At 67.5% G+C, this 21,183-nt stretch carries 25 protein-coding genes; 9 read left to right on the forward strand and 16 right to left on the reverse strand.

Annotated features, from left to right (window positions below):
* Nucleotides 1-113 precede the first annotated feature (113 nt).
* Nucleotides 114-458: a cupin domain-containing protein gene (locus DCN14_RS18925; protein WP_006752094.1), complete on the forward strand. Its 345-nt coding sequence runs from the start codon at nucleotides 114-116 to the stop codon at nucleotides 456-458.
* Nucleotides 459-654: 196 nt separating this feature from the next.
* On the opposite strand, the gene DCN14_RS18930 is transcribed toward DCN14_RS18925, so the two are convergent.
* The 9 genes from DCN14_RS18930 to DCN14_RS18965 all read right to left on the reverse strand — a co-directional run bounded on the left by DCN14_RS18930 (nucleotide 655) and on the right by DCN14_RS18965 (nucleotide 7,472).
* Complete coding sequence (locus DCN14_RS18930; protein ID WP_239007976.1) at nucleotides 655-1,752, reverse strand: GlxA family transcriptional regulator; 1,098 nt, start codon at nucleotides 1,750-1,752, stop codon at nucleotides 655-657.
* A 271-nt stretch (nucleotides 1,753-2,023) separates the two neighbouring features.
* Nucleotides 2,024-3,418, reverse strand: coding sequence for a GABA permease (gene gabP / locus DCN14_RS18935; RefSeq protein ID WP_096503519.1), 1,395 nt, complete (start codon nucleotides 3,416-3,418; stop codon nucleotides 2,024-2,026).
* 507 nt (nucleotides 3,419-3,925) lie between these two features.
* Nucleotides 3,926-4,054: a hypothetical protein gene (locus DCN14_RS39030; protein ID WP_275896827.1), complete on the reverse strand. Its 129-nt coding sequence runs from the start codon at nucleotides 4,052-4,054 to the stop codon at nucleotides 3,926-3,928.
* 9 nt (nucleotides 4,055-4,063) lie between these two features.
* A complete protein-coding gene (gene rpsU / locus DCN14_RS18940; protein ID WP_096503521.1) occupies nucleotides 4,064-4,276 on the reverse strand; it encodes a 30S ribosomal protein S21 in 213 nt (70 codons plus the stop codon).
* 35 nt (nucleotides 4,277-4,311) lie between these two features.
* Nucleotides 4,312-4,521, reverse strand: a complete 210-nt coding sequence (locus DCN14_RS18945) for a hypothetical protein (protein ID WP_096503523.1) — start codon at nucleotides 4,519-4,521, stop codon at nucleotides 4,312-4,314.
* A gap of 47 nt (nucleotides 4,522-4,568) precedes the next feature.
* Entirely contained in the window at nucleotides 4,569-4,844 is a 276-nt protein-coding gene (locus DCN14_RS18950) for a hypothetical protein (protein WP_096503525.1), read from the reverse strand.
* 421 nt (nucleotides 4,845-5,265) lie between these two features.
* Nucleotides 5,266-5,892 (reverse strand): LysE family transporter, encoded by a 627-nt coding sequence (locus DCN14_RS18955; RefSeq protein WP_096503527.1) that lies wholly within the window; start codon nucleotides 5,890-5,892, stop codon nucleotides 5,266-5,268.
* 171 nt (nucleotides 5,893-6,063) lie between these two features.
* Complete coding sequence (locus DCN14_RS18960) at nucleotides 6,064-6,405, reverse strand: SMR family transporter (RefSeq protein ID WP_096503529.1); 342 nt, start codon at nucleotides 6,403-6,405, stop codon at nucleotides 6,064-6,066.
* Nucleotides 6,406-6,542: 137 nt separating this feature from the next.
* A complete protein-coding gene (locus tag DCN14_RS18965; RefSeq protein WP_096503531.1) occupies nucleotides 6,543-7,472 on the reverse strand; it encodes a LysR substrate-binding domain-containing protein in 930 nt (309 codons plus the stop codon).
* Between the two features lie 170 nt (nucleotides 7,473-7,642).
* Between DCN14_RS18965 and DCN14_RS18970 the strand changes: the two genes are divergently transcribed.
* From DCN14_RS18970 to scpB, 3 genes are all read left to right on the forward strand, one after another.
* The gene (locus DCN14_RS18970; RefSeq protein ID WP_096503533.1) at nucleotides 7,643-8,965 is read left to right on the forward strand and encodes an MFS transporter; all 1,323 of its coding nucleotides are present in this window, start codon (nucleotides 7,643-7,645) and stop codon (nucleotides 8,963-8,965) included.
* A gap of 61 nt (nucleotides 8,966-9,026) precedes the next feature.
* Complete coding sequence (locus tag DCN14_RS18975) at nucleotides 9,027-10,250, forward strand: CaiB/BaiF CoA-transferase family protein (RefSeq protein WP_096503535.1); 1,224 nt, start codon at nucleotides 9,027-9,029, stop codon at nucleotides 10,248-10,250.
* Complete coding sequence (scpB, locus tag DCN14_RS18980) at nucleotides 10,247-11,056, forward strand: methylmalonyl-CoA decarboxylase (RefSeq protein WP_096503537.1); 810 nt, start codon at nucleotides 10,247-10,249, stop codon at nucleotides 11,054-11,056. The genes DCN14_RS18975 and scpB overlap by 4 nt, the downstream gene beginning before the upstream one ends.
* A 111-nt stretch (nucleotides 11,057-11,167) precedes the next feature.
* Here scpB and DCN14_RS18985 read toward each other — a convergent pair whose 3' ends face one another.
* The 3 genes from DCN14_RS18985 to DCN14_RS18995 all read right to left on the reverse strand — a co-directional run bounded on the left by DCN14_RS18985 (nucleotide 11,168) and on the right by DCN14_RS18995 (nucleotide 13,229).
* Entirely contained in the window at nucleotides 11,168-11,704 is a 537-nt protein-coding gene (locus tag DCN14_RS18985) for a chromate transporter (protein WP_096503539.1), read from the reverse strand.
* Nucleotides 11,701-12,312: a chromate transporter gene (locus DCN14_RS18990; RefSeq protein WP_096503541.1), complete on the reverse strand. Its 612-nt coding sequence runs from the start codon at nucleotides 12,310-12,312 to the stop codon at nucleotides 11,701-11,703. Before DCN14_RS18990 ends, DCN14_RS18985 begins: the two co-directional genes overlap by 4 nt.
* A 161-nt stretch (nucleotides 12,313-12,473) precedes the next feature.
* Entirely contained in the window at nucleotides 12,474-13,229 is a 756-nt protein-coding gene (locus tag DCN14_RS18995) for a DeoR/GlpR family DNA-binding transcription regulator (RefSeq protein ID WP_096503543.1), read from the reverse strand.
* An 81-nt stretch (nucleotides 13,230-13,310) separates the two neighbouring features.
* On the opposite strand from DCN14_RS18995, the gene DCN14_RS19000 reads away from it, so the two are divergent.
* From DCN14_RS19000 to DCN14_RS19015, 4 genes are all read left to right on the forward strand, one after another.
* A complete protein-coding gene (locus DCN14_RS19000; protein WP_096503545.1) occupies nucleotides 13,311-13,916 on the forward strand; it encodes an NUDIX domain-containing protein in 606 nt (201 codons plus the stop codon).
* Nucleotides 13,917-14,000: 84 nt separating this feature from the next.
* A complete protein-coding gene (locus DCN14_RS19005; protein ID WP_096503547.1) occupies nucleotides 14,001-14,882 on the forward strand; it encodes a Sir2 family NAD-dependent protein deacetylase in 882 nt (293 codons plus the stop codon).
* A 185-nt stretch (nucleotides 14,883-15,067) separates the two neighbouring features.
* A complete protein-coding gene (crcB, locus tag DCN14_RS19010; RefSeq protein ID WP_096503549.1) occupies nucleotides 15,068-15,454 on the forward strand; it encodes a fluoride efflux transporter CrcB in 387 nt (128 codons plus the stop codon).
* Between the two features lie 23 nt (nucleotides 15,455-15,477).
* On the forward strand, nucleotides 15,478-15,828 hold the full coding sequence (locus DCN14_RS19015) for a DUF190 domain-containing protein (RefSeq protein ID WP_096503772.1): 351 nt from the start codon (nucleotides 15,478-15,480) through the stop codon (nucleotides 15,826-15,828).
* Between the two features lie 7 nt (nucleotides 15,829-15,835).
* Here the strand turns inward: DCN14_RS19015 and DCN14_RS19020 are convergent, their stop codons facing one another.
* Complete coding sequence (locus tag DCN14_RS19020; RefSeq protein ID WP_096503552.1) at nucleotides 15,836-16,399, reverse strand: YggT family protein; 564 nt, start codon at nucleotides 16,397-16,399, stop codon at nucleotides 15,836-15,838.
* Nucleotides 16,400-16,475: 76 nt separating this feature from the next.
* A complete protein-coding gene (locus DCN14_RS19025) occupies nucleotides 16,476-17,405 on the reverse strand; it encodes a DUF2520 domain-containing protein (protein WP_096503554.1) in 930 nt (309 codons plus the stop codon).
* A gap of 516 nt (nucleotides 17,406-17,921) precedes the next feature.
* Between DCN14_RS19025 and DCN14_RS19030 the strand changes: the two genes are divergently transcribed.
* Nucleotides 17,922-18,209 (forward strand): hypothetical protein, encoded by a 288-nt coding sequence (locus tag DCN14_RS19030; RefSeq protein ID WP_096503559.1) that lies wholly within the window; start codon nucleotides 17,922-17,924, stop codon nucleotides 18,207-18,209.
* A gap of 123 nt (nucleotides 18,210-18,332) precedes the next feature.
* Here DCN14_RS19030 and DCN14_RS19035 read toward each other — a convergent pair whose 3' ends face one another.
* On the reverse strand, nucleotides 18,333-19,004 hold the full coding sequence (locus DCN14_RS19035; protein ID WP_096503561.1) for a LysE family transporter: 672 nt from the start codon (nucleotides 19,002-19,004) through the stop codon (nucleotides 18,333-18,335).
* Between the two features lie 56 nt (nucleotides 19,005-19,060).
* On the reverse strand, nucleotides 19,061-20,617 hold the full coding sequence (locus tag DCN14_RS19040; RefSeq protein ID WP_096503563.1) for a UbiD family decarboxylase: 1,557 nt from the start codon (nucleotides 20,615-20,617) through the stop codon (nucleotides 19,061-19,063).
* Nucleotides 20,618-21,183 lie beyond the last annotated feature (566 nt).

Raw genomic sequence — 21,183 nt, forward strand, 5'->3', positions numbered from 1 at the left:
CCAGGCCGCCAGTGTCGAAATTAGACGAGTCGGTGTCGGAAGCATACAAGCCCCGATGTGGCTTTCGAACTAACGTGACAGACCTCTTACCCGATCGTTTGTCTGGAGCCGACATGTCCGATTTCATCACCGTCCTGCGCGAAACCTGCCCGACCCCGGTCCTTGACGCGACCAAGTGGAAGCGCATCGGCGGCGATCCGCACACCGTGAACCTCAACGCGTACCTCTCGAAGGACGGCAGCAAGATCATGGGCACGTGGATCTGCACGCCGGGCAAGTTCGAGGTGAACTACGAGAAGTGGGAGTACTGCCACTTCCTCGACGGCTACTGCATCATCACGCCGGAAGGCGAGGAGGCGGTGCATTTGAAGGCCGGCGACGTGTTCGTGATCGAACCCGGCATGAAGGGGACGTGGGAAGTGGTGGAGACGGTGCGCAAGTACTTCGTGTTCGCCTGAGCGGCCGCGCAGGTTCAACCGACGCATAACGCCGCGGTCCGGATACCCTCGCGATCCGCGGCGTCTCTCGTCCCGGCCCGTGCATGCGGCAAGGGCAGCACGGGCCGTGCACGCATCAAACGATGCGACGATTTCACCGCTTTCCCGTACCCGTGAACCGGGGTTTCAACCGGGACGGCAAGCCGGCGACACCGGCTCAATAAAACTCGTTGCGATTCGGGAACAGCTCGCCCAGTGAGGTGGCGCGCTGCGCCGGATCCGGTATCTCGCTCAAGGCGCCGGGTGCCTGACGCTCGCGATACGCGCTCGGCGACATCCCGTATGCCCGCCGAAACTCGCGCCCCAGATGCGACGCATCGGCAAAGCCGCAGCCCGCCGCGATCTCGGAAATGTTCTTGTCCAGATGCATCAGCATCCATGCGGCCGTACGAATCCGGATCGCCCGATAGCAGGCGGCCGGCCCGCTGCCGGTCGCTTCCCTGAACAGGCGTTCGAGCTGCCGCGCCGAAAGATCGAGCCTGCGCGCCAGCTCGTCGATCGTAATCGAGTGGCTGATGTGTTGCTCCATCAGCAGGATCGCGCGCTTCACCTTCGGATGCGCGTTGGGCGCGACACCGGGCGGATGCGGTTGCGGCGCGCTGACCGTCTCGCGTCCGTCGACCAGCAGGATGCGAAGCGCCTTGTAGACGATCGACGGCTCGATGTGCCGGACCAGGATCGCGGCGGCGACGTCGATCGATGCACGCCCGCCGGAGCAGGTCACGCGCCGCCCGTCCAGCACATAGAGGCGGTCGGACACGACGAGGTTCGCATCGACGGACGGAAACCGCTCGATGAAGTCCCAGTAGTGAAACCAGCTGATGCAGATGCGATGCCCGGCCATCACGCCCGCGCGCGCAAGCGCGAACGCGCCGGTGCAGATGCCGACCAGCATCGAGCCCGCCGACGCGGCAGCGCGAATGAATTCCAGCGTGGCCGCGTCGAGTTCCGAGCGGGCATGCAGCAGCCCGCCGACGACGACCACGTAGTCGAACGCCTGGTTCGAACTCAACGATTCCCACGCGGGGATCTGGATGCCGCAACTTGCGCGAACGGGGGAGGTCATGTCTCCCAGAATCGTCCATGACAAGCGGACCGGCCGGCTGTTGTCGCCTTCGTCGGCCGCGAGCCGCAGCACGTCGATCATGCCGGAGAACGCCGTCAGCGTGAAATTCGGCAACAGGATGAAGCCGAACCGGATACGCGTCGGTTTGTCGGATTCCGGGGGGCTTGCGACGGGCGAGGGGTGAGTCATGACGATGCACTGATCGGGTAACTGCTGACGCAGAAGCGGAACAAGGCGCCAGCGCGATTCCAGATGAATCGCAGATGGCCGGCCGACACGGGCCGCGGACTTCGACTCGGGGTTCCGCGCACCCCGGGAACGACGCGGCCCGGACGTCGTCGTCCGGGCCGGGCCGCAAAAATCATCGTTGCGCCAAGGGCGTCGGCGAAGTGCGCGACGCGCACTCGACCGACGGGCAGGCAGCGGTTTCCCGTGCCTGCATTCACGCTCGGGCCAGTCTTCAGGCCGACGATACGCCGCGACGGCCGAGGCTCGATTGCGCGTCGCGGCTACGCTGGTTCAGCCGCGCGGCGATCAGCACGAACACGGCGAGCACGCCGGTCGCGGCAACTTCCATCCGGTGGCCGTTGAGGAACAGCATCGTGACGAGCGTCCCGCAGATGAACAGGATGACCGCCCACGTGAGCCACGGGAACAGCCACATCCGCAGCGTCAGCGCCGCACCGGTCACGTCGAGCATGCGGCGCATCCGCAGTTGCGACACCGCGATCACCAGATACACGAGCAGCGCGATCGCGCCCGACGTTGCGATCAGCACGTTGAACACCTGCTCCGGCACCACGTAGTTCGCGATCACGGTCAGGAACGCGAACGCGGTCGATGCGAGCACGGCCGCGCGCGGCGTGCCGGTCGAATCGGTGCGCTGCAGGAACGCCGGTGCGTCCTTGCGCTTGGCCAGCGAGAACATCATCCGCGACGCGGTGTACAGCGCCGAATTCAGGCAGCTCGCGACCGACACGAGCACGATCACGTCGATGATCGCCTTCGCATGCGGCACGCCGATCAACTCCATCACGCGCTGGTAGGAGCCGTGCACCGGCAGCAGCGGATCGTTCCACGGCACGATCGCGGTGACGAACAGGATCGAGCCGAGATAGAACAGCGAGATGCGCCAGATGACCGAATTCGTCGCGCGCACGATCTGGCGTTCCGGGTTCTCGGATTCGGCCGCGGCAATCGTCACGATCTCGGTGCCGACGAACGAGAACATCGTCATCAGCATGCCCGCGAACACCGCGCCGATCCCGTTCGGCATGAAGCCGCCGTGGCTGACCAGGTTCGAGAAGCCCGATGCGTGGCCGCCCGGCAGCAGCCCGAACACGGCCGCGCCGCCGATCGCGATGAACACGGCGATCGCGACGACCTTGATCAGCGCGAACCAGAACTCGAATTCGCCGTAGTTCTTGACCGAGAAGAGGTTGGTCACCGTCAGCAGCAGCGTGACGCCGAGTGCGAAGACCCAGGTCGCGATGCCCGGGAACCACGCGTTGAGGATGGTGGCCGCGGCCGTCGCCTCGATCGGGATCACGAGCACCCAGAACCACCAGTACAGCCAGCCGATCGTGAAGCCGGCCCAGTGGCCGATCGCGCGATCGGCATAGGTGGAGAACGAACCGCTGTCGGGATGCGCGACGGCCATTTCGCCGAGCATGCGCATCACGAGGACGACGAGCGCGCCCGTCAGCGCGTAGGCGATCAGCGCCGCCGGTCCGGCCGCCGCGATGGCGTGCCCGGAGCCGACGAACAGGCCCGCGCCGATCACGCCGGCGATCGACAGCATCGTGACGTGGCGTTGCTTCAGGCCTGTTGCCAGGCCCGTGTGACTACCGTTCATGTCATCCTCCAATCCATATTTCTATTGTCCGGCCCGCGTTCCGATGAACCGCGCCTTTCCAGGATGGCGACGCGGCGCGTCGGCACGCCGTTGCCAGCCTGGCGACATGTATCTTCTCGACACAAAACCTTGCGATCTAGAAAATATCCGACCGCCACCCATAACAAATGCGACGCACTGTTGATCGGCGACGACACGGATACGCGCCGCGCCGATCGGCGGGCGAGAAACGACCGGATGACGGCGGTGTGGCGCCTGCTGTCGGGTGTCGACAACATTTGCTGATTTCGGAGGGGATGGGCGAGCGTCCGGATGACGGTTTGAATCGACCGGCCGGGCATTCGGCGACCGATGCGATTCAAATTCGCGTGTGGAGATCGCGGACAGATTTCGTCCGGAGGAGCGGTCGCTCCGCGAACGCTCCTCCGGGAAGCGCGTGTTACGCGATCCTTGGCAGCAGAAGAATGATCGGAGAGGGGAGGAGCCGGTTGCAGCCGAAGGAGACGCTCACTGCGCGATGCCGAGTGCTTTCTCGATCGCGGCAATCAGCCTGAACGCATCGTTCTGTCGATCGAAATCGACTTCGCATTTCGTCAACGGAAAAAATGCAGGGTCTTCGACGGGCGGCTGGTACACGACGTTCTCCTAGTACAGCTTGCGAGGCGGCAGCAGCCGTTTGGCTCGCAGGCGTTGTCTTGCGACGGCACTGGCTTTCTTTCGCTTGCGCTCGGTCGTGGGTTTTTCATAGCCGGTGCGACTGCGTAATTCCCGGATCAGGCCCGTCTTCTCGATGTCTCGACGGAAGCGCCTCAGCGCGACATCGACAGGTTCGTTGGGCTTGAGGATGATGGTGGTCATGTAGATCCTATTCTGAAACTGCTTGAGGAAAGAGGTTAGCCGAGCCGCGTCATGACGGCGCTCGCTATCTCGTCGGATTCGAATTCCGAGTAGCCGGCACCGATCGACAGCGCACGTACCGCAGCGAACATCTGCAACTCGGGTTGGTGACGCTGTGCCGACCCGTCGAGGCCGTCGGAGGGTACGCCGTCGGCCCAGGTGACTTCGCGTCGTCTGACCAGGTCGATGAGTTCATCAATAATCATTTCGTGCTCCGGATTAAATGTCGGGGGAGCGGTCGAAACAGGCAGCGTCAGTGCGTGTTGGCGAAGAGCGGTTGCTTGCCGTCGATGATTTCCTCCGCATAGCGAAGGGACGCCCGGCGTGCATCGCCTGCCGAGATGAACGGCGCGTTGTCGAGCAACCGGAACGTCTCGCTGCGTGTCAGCGTGTCGGCGGTGCCGCGCAGACAGATCTTCACGGCTGCGTCGAACCCGTTTTCGTAGTTGTGCGGGTTGCCGTGCTGCGATGAAACGTGCGGATAAATCAGCGGATAAATCTCGAAGCCGCGATACAGATGCATGCTCATGATGGACTCCTGGGTTCGATCGCGACGAATCGCGTGGACGAACGCAACCGACCGGTATCACCGAAGCGCGGTGCGACGGGTGGGGCGAAAGGGGCAACAATGCGTGCGGATGAAGACGCGACGCAGCGGGGGTGCAGATGGCGGGGCGAGGGGTCGGTGAAATGACGCAGTCTCGGACGAATTCATCATACGCGCTTCGCGTCGGAAGTCCATCTTATTCTCGGCTGTGCAGGGGGGCGGTGCTCGTATTCGATGGGTTCGCTGCACGTTGTGTGCGATGCAATGTTCGTCGGGACTCCGATGATGAGCGGCCCGATTCGGGCGACGTCGAACGATGCCGCGTGATGTCGCGAGGGTGTGTCGGTCACGTACGCGCAGGACGTCATGCACGCGATCGAGCCCCCGATCGGTGCTGTCGCGTTCAACGCGCATCGATCGCGAAGCGCACGGCAAAGCCGAGCATCGTCACCGCGACGAACAGGTCGAGCATGCGCCACGCCAGCACGCGGGCGAACCACGCGCGGCAGGCGCGTGCACCATACGCGAGCATCAGGAACCATACGAGCGATGCCGTCATCGCGCCGAGCGCGAACGGCATGCGCGCGGCTGGCGCATGGTTCGCGATCACCGTGCCGATCAGCAGCACGGTGTCGATCCACGCATACGGATTGAGCAGCGAGACGGCCGCGGCCGCGAGCAACGTGCGCGAGCGCGTCGCGCCGTATCCGGCGCCATCGGCATCCACGTGGCCGGGCTGCCGTCGCCGGATCGCGGAGCGCAGCGAGAGCAGGCCGTAACCGGCGAGATACGCGATGCCGGCCCACAGCGCGGCGGACACGATGGCCGGATGATGCAGCAGCAACGACGACAAGCCGTGCGCGCCGAGCACGATCAGCAGCGCGTCGCTGCCCGCGCAGACGATCGCAATGGAGAGCAGATGGGGGCTCGAAATCGAGCGTTTGATGACGAAGGCGTCCTTGGGGCCGACCGACGTGAACAGGCCGGCGCCAAGCAGCAGACCTTCCAGGAAGGCAGAGGTGTCGAGCACGAGCGGGCCGACAACCTCTTAAGCTGAACCGGTGATGGTTACGATGCGACCCACATTAAGGGGCGGCGGAGGGCGTTGTCAATGTTCGGCGCACCATGCCGCACGGTGCGCTCGCGCACCCGTCATCTGCCGCCTGCCGCCGCGTTGCGGCGACGAGCGCCGCGCATGCCGTCAGCCGGCGGCGGCGTCGCCGAGATTGAGCGCGACGAGGGCGCAGACGGTCAACGCGATGCCGACGAGCTTCAGCGACGATACCGATTCATCGAAGCAGACGATGCCGATGACGGCGGTGGCCGCCGTGCTGGCGGCGGCCCAGCTCGCATAGGCGAGCCCCATTTCGACGCGCTTCGTCGCGAGCGCCATCAGCCAGACGGCACTCGCATAGCAGACGATCGTGATGGCGGACGGTAGCGGGCGGGACAGGCCGGCGGAGCATTTCAGGCCGACGGAGCCGAGTACTTCGGCGACAACGCTGATGCCCAGCAAAAGCCAGGCGGACTGGAACGGGGACACGAACGGGCTCCTTCCCCCGACGCTTATACCGAGCGGCGAGGAGAAGAGCAGGTGTCAGCGGTACCCAGGATGAAAGGAGCTTAGCGCGTGCGGCGGCGTTGCGCAAGGCACGGGCGATGCACGACGTGCGTCGCGCGTCACGCGTGCCCGGCATTTCCTGCCGCCCACTCCGGCCGGCGTCCGAGCGTGTCGAACAGCGCGACGATTTCCGCCTTCACCTTCTGCACCGCATTGCTGACGAGCGCCGTGTCGTGCCAGCACAGCGACAGGTCGCGCACGAACAGCCGGTGCGCGACCGTCGACAGCTTGAGCTTGCGTTCCTCGATCTCGACGTGCGCGGCCGTCCACGGCAGGATCGTCACGCCGAGCTGCGCCATCACGGCCGCGAACAGGAGCCCGGTCGAACTCGCCTCGAAGCCGATCTGGTACGACAGCCCGGCTTCGCGCATCGCCCAGTCGACGCGGTTGCGGATCGTGTTCGGCGCGCTCGGCAGCACGAGCGGCAGCCGCGCGATCGCGTCGAGCGGAACGGGATCGTCCGGCACCGGAAAGTCGGGCCACGTGATCAGGTACAGCGTTTCGGTCAGCAGCCGGTGAATCGCGATGCCGCGCGTGTCGACCGCATCGACGACGATCGCGAGGTCGAGCCGCGCGCGTTCGAGCAGCGTGTCGAGATCGGCGCTCGGCGCCTCGATCAATTCCAGCATGATCCCCGGATAGCGATCGCGCACGGCGCGCGCGAGCGGGATCGCCAGCACGCGCGCGGTGCTCGACGGCATCCCGACCGTCACGCGGCCCTGCGGCGTATCGGCGTCGCGGCGCAGCAGCTCGCGCGTGCCGTCGGCCTGGCGCAGCAGTTCGAGCGCGTGCCGGTACAGCGTACGGCCCGCGGCCGTCGGCGCGACGCCGCGCACGCTGCGCTCGAGCAGCTGCATCCCGAGATCCTGCTCGAGATTGCGCATCTGCTGGCTGACCGCCGGTTGCGCGACGTGCAGCGCTTCGCTCGCATGCGTGACGTTGCCGCATTCGACGACCTTCACGAAATAGCGCAATTGCCTCAGGTCCATTGCCGCCGCCTCCCGATTCAAACCATAAGCCAATCCGATCGAGCAAGATGAATATCATATTTTTCGACGATCGCTGACATTTCTATACTCGTCTCACAAAAGAGTCCGCAGGCCGGCCATCCCGGACCGGACGCGGCACCGGAGCCGGCTCGGCCGGCAAGGAGACGAAGATGTTCAAGGCGATCGACGCGCCGGCGGCCGGCGCGAAGCCGCGGCGCACGCCGCTCACGCGCGAGCAGGTCAAGGGTTTCTGGGCCGTGTACGCGGGCTGGGTGCTCGACGGCGTGGACTCGGTGATCTACGCGCTCGTGCTGATTCCCGCGCTGACCGAACTGCTGCCGGCGTCCGGCATCGCGGCGACGCCCGCGAATCTCGGGATGTACGGCTCGATCCTGTTCGCGCTGTTCCTGATCGGCTGGGGGCTGTCGTTCATCTGGGGGCCGCTCGCCGACCGCTTCGGCCGCGTGCGCACGCTCGCCGCGAGCATCCTGATCTATTCGGTGTTCACCGGTGCCGCCGCGTTCGTGCACGACGTCTGGGTGCTGGCCGCGTGCCGGCTGATCGCCGGGATCGGCGTCGGCGGCGAATGGGCGCTCGCGGGCACCTACGTCGCCGAGAGCTGGCCGGAGGATCGCCGCAAGATGGGCGCCGGCTACCTGCAGACGGGCTATTACTTCGGTTTCTTCATCGCGGCCTGCCTGAACTACACGATCGGCGCGACCTACGGCTGGCGCGCGATGTTCCTGTGCGGGCTCGCGCCGGCGCTGCTCGCGGTCTTCACCGTGATGCGCGTGAAGGAGCCGGGGCAGTGGCGCCGGCACGACGTGCGCGACGGCGACGCGATGCACGCGAAGCGCGTGCACCCGCTGCGCGAAATCTTCGCGCCGGCGCTCCTGCGCCGCACGTTGACGAGCGCGAGCCTGGTCGGCGTCGCGATCGTCGGGCTGTGGGCCGGTTCGGTCTACGAGGCGAGCGCGGTCAGCACGCTCGCGGCGCGCGCCGGCATCGACCATATCGGCGCGATGCGGCTCGCGTCCGTCGGCGCGGCGATCCTGTCGTGCACGACGATCGTCGGCTGCCTCGTCGCGCCGTGGCTTGCGGAACGGGTCGGCCGGCGCGCCGCGCTCGGCGTGTATTTCGCGGGCATGGCCGCGGCGATCGTGTTCGCGTTCGGCTGGGCGTTCTATCAGCCGAACGGGCTCGGCGCATTCATGGTTTCGCTCGCGTTCCTCGGCTTCTTCGGCGGCAATTTCGCGATCTTCTCGTTGTGGCTTCCGGAGCAGTATCCGACCCGCGTACGGGCGACCGCATTCGCGTTCAACGCATCGGTCGGCCGCTTCATCGGCGCGGGCGTGAACTTCGTGCTCGGCGCCGCGATTCACGGCTACGGCTCGCTCGGCGTGCCGGTCGCGTGGACCGCGGCCGTGTTCGGCCTCGGCATCCTGATCCTGCCGTTCGCCGTCGAAACGCGTCACCAGACACTGCCGGAATGAACGGCGTGCCGGCGTCGTCCGGCTATCAGCAACATCTCGTCATCAATATCAGGAGTCCGGAATGCAGGCATTACAAGGAATCAGGGTCGTCGATCTGAGTCGCGCGCTGTCGGGGCCGTTCTGCTCGATGGTGCTCGCCGATCTCGGCGCCGACGTGGTCAAGGTCGAGTCGGGTCCGAACGGCGACATGAGCCGCGCGTGGGGGCCGTTCGATCGCGGCGTGAGCACGTATTACCTGTCCTGCAATCGCAACAAGCGCGGCATCTGCGTGGATTTCCGGCAGCCGGCCGGCATCGATGTCGTGCGCCGGCTGATCGCGCAGGCCGACGTCGTGATCGAGAACTTCAAGGCCGGCACGATGGACGCGATGGGGCTCGGCTACGACGTACTGAGCGCGCATGATCCGCGGCTCGTGATGGGCAGCGTGACCGCGTTCGGTCCGCGCGGTCCGCTGCGCGACTGGCCGGGTTTCGACCAGATCGCGCAGGGTTACGCGGGGCTGATGAGCCTCACCGGCTTCCCGGACGGCGAACCGACCCGCACGGGTACCGCGATCGGCGATCTCAGCTCGGGGATGTGGGTCGCGACGGGCGTCATCGCCGCGCTGTACGAGCGCGAGCGAACCGGGCGCGGCCAGCATGTCGGCACGTCGCTGCTCGAAAGCCTGGTCGCGCTGCTGAGCGTGCACGGGCAGCGCTATCTGAGCCTCGGCGACGTGCCGCGCCGCACCGGCAACGCGCATGCGGTGATCGCGCCGTATGGCGTGTTCGAGACGGCCGACGGGCCGTTGAACCTCGCGCCGATCACGACCGACATGTGGCTGCGGCTGTGCCAGTTGCTCGAGCTGCCCGAATTGCCGAACGACGCGCGGTTCGCGACCAACGATGCGCGCGTCGCGAACCGCGATGCGTTGAAGGTATTGCTGGAGAGCCGGTTGCGTACGCGCGGCAAGCGCGAATGGACGCAGCGTTTCGTCGAGGCCGGGCTGCCGGCCGGGCCGATTCATACGCTCGACGAGGTGTTCGCCGATTCGCAGCTCGCGCATTGCGGGCTCGTCGAACCGGTCGCGCATCCGACGCTCGGGACGGTGCGTCAGGTCGTGACGCCGCTCGGCGCGATGGGCGACGCCGAGCCGGCGCCGCGCACGCGCCATGCGCCGCCGCTGCTCGGGGAGCATACGGTCGACGTGTTGCGCGAAGCCGGCTACGACGACGATGCGATCGATGCGTTGCTGGCCGAGCGCGCGATCTTCCAGGCCGAAGCCGCAGCGGAGGCCGTGCAATGACGGACGTGACGAAACAGGCGGCGCCGTCGGGCGTGACGGTCGACATGATCGGCGAGCGCATCGCGCGCGTGCGGTTCTCCAATCCCGCGCGGCGTCATGCGCTCGACGCACCGCTCCTCGATCGGTTGGTGACGTGCATCGATGCGCTCGCCGCGCAACGCCCGGCGCCGATCGTGATTCTGTCGAACGACGGCAACGGCGACGTGTGGAGCGCAGGCCACGACCTGCGCGAACTCGCCGACGACCGCGATCCGCTCGCCTACGACAAGCCGCTCGAACGTGCGCTGCGGCGGATCCGGACCTATCCGGGCGCGGTCATCGCGGCGGTCGCGGGCTCCGCATGGGGCGGGGCGGTCGATCTCGTGATGAGCTGCGACCTCGTCGTCGCGGAGCGCGGTGCGCGTTTCGCGATGACGCCCGCGAACATCGGCCTGCCGTATTCGACGAGCGGCCTGCTGCGCTTTTACGACAACCTGCCGATCCACGTCCTGAAGGAGATGTTCTTTTGCGCGCAGCCGCTCGATGCCGAGCGCGCCGCCCATCACGGGCTCGTGAACCGGCTCGCGGAAGCCGGCGGCGTGGACGATGCCGCGCTCGATATCGCCCGCACGATTGCCGCGAAGGCGCCGCTCGCGGTGCACGCGGTGAAGGAGCAGTTGCGCGTGCTGCAGGATGCGCGGCCGATGCCGGTCGACGCATTCGAGCGGATCGCCGAGCTGCGTCGGCAGGCATGCGACGGTGCGGATTTTGATGAAGGGTTGCGCGCGTTCGCGGAGCGGCGCGCGCCGGTGTTTCGCGGCATCTAGGTCATGCGGCGGCGTGACAGGCGTGTGCGAGCGGCGGCGAAGAAGCGTTGCGTCATTGCTCGCATGCCGGTGCGTGTCGCGCATCGCATCCCGATGCGCGGGCGCTTTCGGTCAGCCGAGCGCGTGTATGCCGATCAGCAGCAACGCGCCGAGGACGATCAGCAGCAGCGCGTGAATGCGCGTGACCATCACGCACACCGTCGACGCAACCGCGATCGCCCGCGCGGGCCAGCCGCCGTCGAGCGCCTGCAGCAGCACCCAGACCGACGCGAGGATCATTCCGGCCGCGACCGGGCGCAGGCCGGCCTCGAGCGCGATCTGCCAACGCGCGCCCTGATGCCGTCGCCACAGGTGCGCGACGCCGTAGATCAGGAACGCGGTCGGCCCGAACAGCGCGAGCGTCGCGATCACCGCACCCCAGAAGCCCGCGACCTGCCAGCCGATCAGCGTCGCGAGCAGCGAGCCGGGCCCCGGCGCCATCCGCGCGATCGCGAAGTCGTTCACGAACTGCGTGGCCGTCATCCAGTGATGGACGTCGACGACCTGGCGCTGGATGTCGGCGACGATCGCCTGCCCGCCGCCGATCGTCGCGATCGACAGCGGCGCAAACACGCCGAAGAGGGCGGCGTAGCGCGACATCGCATTCATCGGTCGTCGCGCCTCGCAGAGGAAGGCTCCGCGCGGCGGTATTCGAGCGCAACGCTCAGCGTGCCGCCGATCAGCACGGTCCACACGAGCGGCCAGTGCAGCACGGCCACCGACACGAACGTGAGCGTCATCACCGCGAACGGCAGCACGCGGCGTGGCAGCCGGCGCACCGCGGTGATCGCCATCGAGATCGACAGCCCGATTGCCGCGGCGGCCGCGCCGGCGAGCGCGACATGCGTGAGCGTAAAGCGCGTGAGGGTCGAGAATGCGACGCCGAACAGCACGATCAGCACGGCCGGCGGCGCGATGATGCCGGTGAAGCCGGCCACCGCGCCGCGCCATCCGGCCAGCCGGTAGCCGATCCAGATCGCGAGGTTCTTCACGTTGACGCCCGGCAGCGCCTGCGACAGCGCGAGCCCGTTGAGGAACGCTTCTTCGTCGATCCAGCGCCGCTCGTCCACGAAGTCGCGCATCATGCGCCCGCTCAGCCCGCCGCCGAAGCTGGTCAGGCCGATCTGCGCGAATGCGATGAACAGCGCGAGGACGCCGGGTGACGGTGGATCGCCGTCGGGCGGCGCGGGCGGAGTCGAGGTGGCGGGCGGAAGCATCGGACGGACTGGCGCGACGGTTGGGCAATCGCCCATGGTAGCAAGCGGTGCCTGTCAGCACGCTGACATCGGCGCCGCGAGGTTGTCGGCGCAACGATCGGGGCGCGGTGCCGTCGCCGCTGCGCCGGCGCGAGTCCGTTATCGGCGCAAGCAGGCGGGCGCTAGGCGCGCACGACCGTCACGCCGGCGGCCTCGATCGGCTCGGTCAGCGCCGCGTCGGTTTCCCGTTCGACCACGATGGTCTGCGCGAGCGCAAGCTCGCCGATCACGAACTGCGATGCCGCACGCAGTTTGGACTGCGAGGCCAGCACGACCGTCTCGCCCGCGCGTTCGGCGAGCGCACGCTTGATCGCCGCTTCCTCGAAATCGCCGGTGCTCAGCCCCGCGACCGGATGAACGCCGGTGACACCCATGAAATACAGGTCCGCGTGGATGCGCGCGATACTTTCCATCGCCGCGGCGCCGACCGACACGATCGAATGCTTGTACAGCCGGCCGCCGATCAGGATCACGTCGATCGACGGATGCGCGGCCAGCGCGACGGCGACGCTCGGGCTGTGCGTGACGATCGTCGCGCGCAGGTCGGGCGGCAACTGGCTGACGAGCAGCGCCGACGTCGTGCCGCCGTCGACGATCGCGACCTGCCCGGGCGCGATCATCTGCGCGGCCCGGCGCGCGATGCGCCGCTTTTCCTCCGGTTCGAGCGCCTCGCGCTGCGCGAACGGCGCGACGGCCGGCGACGCCGGCAGCGCACCGCCGTGCACGCGCTGCAGCAGGCCTTCGGCGGCCAGCTCGCGCAGGTCTCGGCGGATCGTGTCTTCGGACACGCCGAATTGCACGCTCAGTTCGGCGGCCAGCACCTGGCCGTCGCGCGCGAGCGCATCGAGGATCACCTTCTTGCGTTGGGTCGTCAGCATCGGGATTGCACGAAAATTCTTGAAATTGCACGAATATGCACGTTACCATGCGATCCGTCTCTTGTCGAATGGGAGGCCGCCATGGCCGCAACGCGGGACCGCGTCCGCATCGTCGATACGACGGTGCTGTCCGATGACTGGTATGTGCTGAAGAAGGTGACGTTCGATTTCCTGCGCCGCGACGGCACGTGGCAGCGCCTGAGCCGTGAAACCTACGATCGCGGCAACGGCGCGACCATCCTGCTGCGCAACGCCGCGACGGGCGACGTGCTGCTCACGCGGCAGTTCCGGATGCCGGCGTTCGTCAACGGGCACGACGGGATGCTGCTCGAAGCCGCCGCCGGCCTGCTCGACGATGCGACGCCCGACGCGCGCATTCGCGCGGAAGCCGAAGAGGAAACCGGCTATCGCGTGCGCGGCGTGCGCAAGGTGTTCGAGGCGTTCATGAGCCCGGGTTCGGTCACGGAGAAATTGCATTTCTTCGTCGGCGAATACGATGCGTCGCTGCGCACGGGCGACGGGGGCGGCATCGCGGAGGAGGGCGAGGATCTCGAGGTCGTCGAGATGCCGCTGCAAGCGGCGCTGGACGCCGTCGAGCGCGGCGAGATCGTCGACGCGAAGACGATCATGCTGCTGCAGTACGTCGCGCTGCGGGAGTCCGCGGGTGGGCGCGCCGCGACCGCGTGACGAAGTCGCGGCACGACGCTCGAACGGGCGTATGATCGCGCGACGCCATTCGCGCGCCCCGTTCGACGCTACCGCAGCTCCATCATGTCGCTTGCCGATTCCACGCCTTCCCTCGCATCCGCCGCCGACGGCGGCGCCACGCAATTGCCCGCCGAACGCGTCGCGTCCGCCGTCGACGCGCTCGCGCGCGCCGATGCGCTGCTCGTGACGGCCGGAGCCGGCATCGGCGTCGATTCCGGGCTGCCGGACTTTCGCGGCACGGACGGCTTCTGGCGTGCGTATCCGGCGCTGCGTCACGAGCGTTTCGAGTTTCACGAGATCGCGTCGCCGCAGGCATTTCGTGCGCATCCGCAGCTCGCGTGGGGATTCTACGGGCATCGTCTCGGCCTTTACCGGGACACCGTGCCGCACGCGGGCTTCGCGATCCTGCGGCGCTGGATGGATGCGATGCCCAATGGCGGCTTCGTGCTGACGAGCAACGTCGACGGCCAGTTCCAGAAGGCCGGTTTCGATCCGGCGCGCATCGTCGAAATCCACGGTTCGATTCATGCGATGCAGTGCCTGCGCCCGTGTTCGGACGACACGTGGAGCGCCGCGCCATTTACGCCGGACGTCGACATGGCCACGTGCCGGCTGGTCGGCGAGCTGCCGCGCTGCCCGCGTTGCGGCGGCCTCGCACGGCCGAACATCCTGATGTTCTGTGACCGGGGCTGGCTCGGCGCCCGCCATGAAGCTCAGGAGCGTGCGCTCGAGAGCTGGGTCGCGCAGGCGGGGCGGGTGGCCGTCGTCGAGATCGGCGCGGGCACCGCGATTCCGACGGTGCGCATGCTGAGCGAACGCCTCGGCGCCGACGTGATCCGGATCAACGCACGCGAAGCCCATGCGCGCCGTGCGGACGTGATCGGACTGAAGGGTGGCGCGCTCGCGACGCTCGCCGCGCTCGACGCGGCCTGGCAGCGCGAATGAGCCGGCCCGCGACGCAATCTGGCGGGCGCCATTGCGCGCGCCGTCGTTGCAGGCGCGCCGCGAATCCGCATACAGTTCAGCCAGTGCCAGCCGTGCGTGCGCCGTGCGCGTCCGGGAACCGGCATTGCCCCCGGGCGACCGGGGCCGGCGGCTGAACCCAGCCGCATGACCGACCGGGAGCGCCCGTGTTCTATTCGATCGTCGCGATCTTCGTCGGCGCCGGGCTCGGCGCGTTGCTGCGCTGGTTTCTGAGCCTCGCGCTCAACGCGTTCTTCCCTGCCGTGCCGCTCGGCACGCTTGCCGCGAACCTGATCGGCGGCTACGTGATCGGTGTTGCTGCCGTCGTCTTCACGACCCGCGTCGGGCTGCCGCCCGAGTGGCGGCTGTTCGTGATCACGGGTTTCCTCGGCGGGCTCACGACGTTCTCGACCTATTCGGTCGAAGTGATGACGCACGCGGTGCAGGGCGAATTCGGATGGGCGTTTGCGGTGGCTGCCCTACACTTGACTGGATCGTTCACGCTGACGGCGCTCGGCATGTGGACCGCGCGTGCGTGGTTCGCGGCCGCCTGAGCGCGCCGGCACCGGAGGAGGCGATGGACAGGGTCTTCTTGCGCTTCTACGTGCACGAGCACCATCGGCTGCACTGGAAGCCGGTGTGGGAATACTTGCTCGAGGAAGCGAACCGGATGGGTGTCGCGGGCGGTTCCGCGTTTCGTGCGATGGCCGGCTTCGGCCGGCATCGCGTGCTGCACGAGGACCGTTTTTTCGAACTGCAGGGGTCGCTCGCGATCGAGGTCGAATTCATCGTCACCGAAGACGAAGCGCAGCAGTTGCTCGAGCGGCTGTCGCGGGAGAAGGTGCGCGTGTGCTACGCGGTGATTCCGGCACGCTTCGGCGTGATCGATACGCTCGACGCGCCGCCGGCGCAGGGGCCGGCGGCGTAATCCGTCGTCAGATGCCGAACATCGTCAGCGACACGGCGGCGCGCGTGACGATCATCAGCAGCACCTGCACGATCACGAACAGCAGGATCGGCGACAGGTCGATGCCGCCAAGGTTCGGGATGATGCGGCGCAGCGGGTTCAGGAACGGCGCGGTGAGCTGATAGAGGATCGGCATCGCCGGCGAGCGCGGATTGAGCCACGACAGCAGTGCCATCAGGATCGTCATCCAGATCACGAGATTGAGCGCCCACTTCACGACGGTGAGCAGCGCGACCACGACGAGCGTTGCGATCACCGAGGCCGGATCGAAGCCGGCCATCAGGACCATCAGCACGACGTACACGAGCGCCGTGAGCAGCGCGGCGACGATGCTCGCCCAGTCGATGCCGCGCACGCCCGCGATCACGCGACGCAGCGGCAGCACGAGCCAGTTGGTCGCCTGCAGCACGGCTTGCGTGACGGGGTTGTACGGCGGCACGCGGACGGCCTGCATCCAGACGCGCAGGATCAGCGCGGCGCCGAACAGCGTGAAGAGGGTATTGAGCAGAAAACGGGCGATCTCGCCGAACATCGTTGGCATCCTTTTTATACAGTCGAGTAGCGTGCGGCCGCCAACGCCGGATGGCGGCGCATCGGCCGACACCTTATCACGCCTCGTCTTGCGACGGGGAGGGGTGCCCGGTGGTGCGCGCGAGCGACGTTTCGACGGCCTCGGCGAGCGCCGGCAGCGAGGCCGGCGGCGCGGCGCGCTTCGCCGCGAGCGCGACCGCGCGGCGGGTCATCAGTGCATACAGCGTCGCATGATCGCCGCCGCGTGCTTCGAGCAGCGCGAGCTGGCGCTCGACGATGCCGGTGTCGCCGCGCGAGACGGGGCCGGCGAGTGCATCCGCGAGGCCCTTGTCGCGCGCGGTCTCGATCGTGCCGGCGAGCATCGGCAGCAGCGCGCGCAGCGCGGCCTGTTCGTCGAAGCCGATGCCGCGCCACAGCTCGACCGCTTCCGACAGCCCGCACAGTGCGAAGCTCGCCGCGTAGTGCGCCGCCGCGTGATAGAGCATCCGGCCGCCGGCCGGAATCGACAGCGGATGGCAGCTGAGTGCGGCAGCAAGTCGCATCAGCGTCGCGTGCAGCGCGCCGTCGGCTTCGATCGTGACCGAGCAGCCGTCGATGCGGGCGAGGTCGGCGTCCGTGCCGCCGAACAGGTAGAGCGGATGGAAGCCGCCGGTGGCCACGCCCTGCCGTTTCGCCGGATCGAGCAGGTCGACCGACGATGCGCCGCTGCAGTGGACGAGCGCCTGGCCGGCCGCGCGCGACGCGTCGACATGCAGCGCCGCGGCGGTCGACGCGAGATGGTCGTCGGGAACGGTCAGGAAGATCAGGTCGGCGGCGTCGACGACCTGCTGCGGCGTGTCGACTGCCCGGCAGCCGTCGATATCCGCGGCGAGCGCCTCAGCCGATCCGGCCGTGCGGCTCGCGATCGCGACGACCGGAAAGCCGGCCTGCGCGAAACGTCGTGCGACGCAGCGCGCGAGGCGGCCGGCGCCGATGAAACCGAGGCGGGGTGTGTCGGGGAGGGGCATGGTGGGTCAGGAAGCGGAAACGGCGCAGCCGCCAGTATCGCAGGAATGGTGCGGCGGCCGCGAAAGGGTGGTTTCGGTGCCGATGCGCGGCGGTCGAGGTCGGCACGCGCGACGCGTTCCGGCGCGATGCGCGTATCGGGATCATCGCGGAATGCAGGCCCTTTTATCCGGCCCCGAATCACGTGGCGCCCGCGTCCCTCTTGAATTGTCGGCGTCTTGTCTCAAATTTGTAATCGTTCATTACTGAAGCGCTCCCGCCACACGCATCGACTCCGGTAAGACTGACCGTCCGGCGCGTTGCGATCTTGCCGCTCGGACGGAATCGCGCGACCGGCAAGGGTTGCCGCGGATGCGCAGGCCCGCGCCGCAGCATCGATGCGACCGCGTGCAATTGCAATTTGCAACAAATGCGCGATACGCGAGGGGCGGGTTTTCGCTACATTGCATCCATGCGACGTGCACGCCCGCCGTTGCCGACAGGAGCGCATAAATGACCGCTCCAGCAGGAGAATCGAAGTGAAAAAGCTCATTCCGTTCATCGCCGCCGCCGCGCTGGGCCTGGGTGCCGTAAGCGCCGCGCAGGCCCACGTGTCGATCGGGGTCGGCATCGGTATCCCGGTCGCACCCGCCTATCCGGTGTACGCACCGCCGCCGCCGGTGTACTACGCGCCGCCGCCTCCGCCTGTCTATTACGCACCGGCGCCGGCCTACTATGCGCCGCCCGTGGTCGTCGGCGGCTACTACGGACGTCCGTACTGGCGGCGTGGTTACGGCGGCTGGGGCCATCACGGCTGGCATCGCTGATCCGTCCCGCGCGGCCTGACCGCGCGCGGCAAAACGGCGCAACGTCCCTCGCGGGGCGTTGCGCCGTTTTTCATTGGGGCGGTGGCAGCGGTCGCGGTTGGGTGCCGGGCCGCCGCATCGCGGTTAGACCGCGTGGGCAATCAGGTCGCGATAGCCGCCGACGATCACGCTGTACGAGAAATACGCGAACAGCAGCGCCGACGCGACGTGGCACGCGCGCATCAGCCCCGCGCCCGCGCGCTTGCGGCCCTGGCTCGCGAGCGTGCACATGAAGAGCGTCCATGCGAGCCCGCCGAGGAAGAAGCCGGACAGGAACACCGACGCCGTCGCCGGCGTGGTCGCACCCGCTTTCGCGATCAGCGCGCCGCCGACCGCCGCGAACCACAGGATCGCGCTCGGCGACGACATCGCGAGCAGCATGCCGCGCATGAAGCTGCGCCGGGCGCTGGCGCGCGGCTGCGGCGCGTCGTCCGCATCGCCGTCGCTGGCCGCGCCGGCCGGCGCGAGCGCTTCGCGCACCATCTTCCACGTGAGGAACAGCAGCACCGCGCCGCCGCCGATCCACACGATCCAGCGCACCGCCTCGAACTGCAGCAGCACGGCCATCCCGGCGAGCGCGAGCGCCGCGTAGACCAGATCGCCGACGCACGAGCCGACGCCGAGCCAGAAGCCCGGCCGGAAGCCGTGCGACAGCGTCAGCGACAGCATCGCGACATTGACGAGACCGATGTCGAGACACAGCGACAGCGACAGGAAAAACCCGTCGGACAGCATCGAGGCGGGGGGGAAGCTCATCGTCGTTCTTGTTGAGGCGTTCAATGCGCGGGCCGGCGAGCGCCGGCCTCGCGGGCTTACAGTCCGATCTCCTGCCAGAGCCGGTCGACGCGCGCCTTCACGGCGGCATCCATCTCGATCGGGCGGCCCCATTCGCGGTTCGTCTCGCCGGGCCACTTGTTGGTCGCGTCGAGCCCCATCTTCGAGCCGAGGCCCGCGACGGGCGATGCGAAATCGAGATAGTCGATCGGCGTGCTGTCGACCATCACGGTGTCGCGCACCGGATCGACGCGCGTCGTGATCGCCCAGATCACTTCGTTCCAGTCACGGATATTCACGTCCTCGTCGACCACCACGATGAACTTCGTATACATGAATTGCCGCAGGAAGCTCCACACGCCGAACATCACGCGCTTCGCGTGGCCCGCGTAGCTCTTCTTCATCTGGACGATGGCCATCCGGTAGCTGCAGCCTTCCGGTGGCAGGTAGAAGTCGGTGATCTCCGCGAACTGCTTCTGCAGCAGCGGCACGAACACCTCGTTGAGCGCGACGCCGAGCACGGCCGGCTCGTCGGGCGGCTTGCCCGTATAGGTCGAGTGATAGATCGCGTCGCGGCGCATCGTGATGCGCTCGACGGTGAACACGGGAAACCACTCCTGCTCGTTGTAATAGCCGGTGTGGTCGCCGTACGGGCCTTCGAGCGCGTGTTCGTACGCAGCGGACGCGTTGCCGGCCGGACGCGGCGGCGCGCCGGCCGGGGCAGGGGCGGGCGTGCCTTCCTGCGGATGGATGAAGCCTTCGAGCACGATCTCCGCGCGTGCGGGCACCTGCAGCGTGTCGACGCCGGGCGTCAGGCACTTCGCGAGCTCGGTGCGGCTGCCGCGCAGCAGGCCGGCGAACTGATATTCGGACAGCGAATCGGGCACGGGCGTCACGGCGCCCAGCGTCGTGGCCGGATCCGCGCCGAGCACGACGGCGACCGGATACGGCTTGCCCGGGTTCTTCAGCGCGAATTCGCGGAAGTCGAGCGCGCCGCCGCGATGCGCGAGCCAGCGCATGATCAGTTTGTTGCGGCCGATCAGTTGCTGGCGGTAGATGCCGAGGTTCTGGCGGGACTTGTTCGGTCCGCGCGTGACGGTGAGCCCCCACGTGACGAGCGGCCCCGCATCGCCCGGCCAGCAGGTCTGGATCGGCAGCTTGTTGAGGTCGACGTCGGCGCCTTCCCAGACGATCTCCTGGCACGGCGGCGACGACACCGATTTCGGCGCCATGTCCCATACCGCCTTCGCGAGCGACAGCAGCTTGCCGGCGTCCTTCAGGCTCCTGGGCGGATCCGGCTCCTTCAGCGCGGACAGCAGCCGCCCGAGATCGCGCAGCGAGCCGAGCGCGGCATCGTCGCCTGCATCGACGCCCATCCCGAGCGCGACGCGGCGCGGCGTGCCGAACAGGTTGCCGAGCACCGGAAATGCGTTGCCGGGCGGCGCGTTGAACAGCAGCGCCGGGCCGCCGGCGCGCAGTACGCGGTCGCACAGCTCGGTCATTTCGAGCACGGGCGACACGGGTTGCGTAACGCGCCGCAGTTCGCCGAGCGCCTCGAGGCGCTGGATGAAATCGCGTAAGTCTTTGTATTTCATGAAGAAGGTCCGGGCCACCCGCATGACGGGCAGCAATGGGCGGGCGCAGCGGCCGGCTGCGGCCCCGAATCGACCGACGATTTTACCCGGGGCGCCGCGCACACGCCCGATAGAGAAAAAAGTTGACCGCGCGCAAAGCCGCTACGGCAGGGGGACTGACGTTCTGAAGGGTGATTTGAAATTACTTTTTGTTATAATTTTGAGGTTTTATAGTGTTGACGATCTATAAAACCCTGCTAGAATCCGCTCACATTGGTTGCAGGGTAAAAGGCTTCGAGCCGCCAATCACCGATCTTTGACGCAGCGCGTCACCGTCCGCCGAAACCTGCACGGCGTATCGACGGCCTTAGTTGTAGTCCTAGCCAGCGCCACCAGACGCTGGTTTTTTGCGTGAGTGCCATCGCGTATGCCCGCCTCGCCCATTGTGCGAAGGTGCCGGCCCTCTTACACCCTGGCCTCGAACGGTCTTACACCGTTTCTCCGATGCCTGCGCGTCCCGACCAAGGCGTGCGGCGTCGTGATTCCGCGGCGCGTATTCTGTCTCGCCATCGAGCTGAGCGAGCCGC

Origin of the sequence: Burkholderia sp. IDO3 (assembly GCF_003366075.1) — a bacterium.
Lineage (GTDB): Bacteria > Pseudomonadota > Gammaproteobacteria > Burkholderiales > Burkholderiaceae > Burkholderia > Burkholderia anthina.

Excerpts from the sequence above, each read along its gene's own strand:
- DCN14_RS18925 (WP_006752094.1), top strand. The coding sequence starts at position 114 with ATGTCCGATTTCATCACCGTCCTGCGCGAAACCTGCCCGACCCCGGTC.
- DCN14_RS18930 (WP_239007976.1), bottom strand. The coding sequence starts at position 1,752 with ATGACTCACCCCTCGCCCGTCGCAAGCCCCCCGGAATCCGACAAACCG.
- gabP (WP_096503519.1), bottom strand. The coding sequence starts at position 3,418 with ATGAACGGTAGTCACACGGGCCTGGCAACAGGCCTGAAGCAACGCCAC.
- rpsU (WP_096503521.1), bottom strand. The coding sequence starts at position 4,276 with ATGACCACCATCATCCTCAAGCCCAACGAACCTGTCGATGTCGCGCTG.
- DCN14_RS18945 (WP_096503523.1), bottom strand. The coding sequence starts at position 4,521 with ATGATTATTGATGAACTCATCGACCTGGTCAGACGACGCGAAGTCACC.
- DCN14_RS18950 (WP_096503525.1), bottom strand. The coding sequence starts at position 4,844 with ATGAGCATGCATCTGTATCGCGGCTTCGAGATTTATCCGCTGATTTAT.
- DCN14_RS18965 (WP_096503531.1), bottom strand. The coding sequence starts at position 7,472 with ATGGACCTGAGGCAATTGCGCTATTTCGTGAAGGTCGTCGAATGCGGC.
- DCN14_RS18970 (WP_096503533.1), top strand. The coding sequence starts at position 7,643 with ATGTTCAAGGCGATCGACGCGCCGGCGGCCGGCGCGAAGCCGCGGCGC.
- DCN14_RS18975 (WP_096503535.1), top strand. The coding sequence starts at position 9,027 with ATGCAGGCATTACAAGGAATCAGGGTCGTCGATCTGAGTCGCGCGCTG.
- scpB (WP_096503537.1), top strand. The coding sequence starts at position 10,247 with ATGACGGACGTGACGAAACAGGCGGCGCCGTCGGGCGTGACGGTCGAC.
- DCN14_RS18985 (WP_096503539.1), bottom strand. The coding sequence starts at position 11,704 with ATGAATGCGATGTCGCGCTACGCCGCCCTCTTCGGCGTGTTTGCGCCG.
- DCN14_RS18990 (WP_096503541.1), bottom strand. The coding sequence starts at position 12,312 with ATGCTTCCGCCCGCCACCTCGACTCCGCCCGCGCCGCCCGACGGCGAT.
- DCN14_RS18995 (WP_096503543.1), bottom strand. The coding sequence starts at position 13,229 with ATGCTGACGACCCAACGCAAGAAGGTGATCCTCGATGCGCTCGCGCGC.
- DCN14_RS19000 (WP_096503545.1), top strand. The coding sequence starts at position 13,311 with ATGGCCGCAACGCGGGACCGCGTCCGCATCGTCGATACGACGGTGCTG.
- DCN14_RS19005 (WP_096503547.1), top strand. The coding sequence starts at position 14,001 with ATGTCGCTTGCCGATTCCACGCCTTCCCTCGCATCCGCCGCCGACGGC.
- DCN14_RS19015 (WP_096503772.1), top strand. The coding sequence starts at position 15,478 with ATGGACAGGGTCTTCTTGCGCTTCTACGTGCACGAGCACCATCGGCTG.
- DCN14_RS19020 (WP_096503552.1), bottom strand. The coding sequence starts at position 16,399 with ATGTTCGGCGAGATCGCCCGTTTTCTGCTCAATACCCTCTTCACGCTG.
- DCN14_RS19025 (WP_096503554.1), bottom strand. The coding sequence starts at position 17,405 with ATGCCCCTCCCCGACACACCCCGCCTCGGTTTCATCGGCGCCGGCCGC.
- DCN14_RS19035 (WP_096503561.1), bottom strand. The coding sequence starts at position 19,004 with ATGAGCTTCCCCCCCGCCTCGATGCTGTCCGACGGGTTTTTCCTGTCG.
- DCN14_RS19040 (WP_096503563.1), bottom strand. The coding sequence starts at position 20,617 with ATGAAATACAAAGACTTACGCGATTTCATCCAGCGCCTCGAGGCGCTC.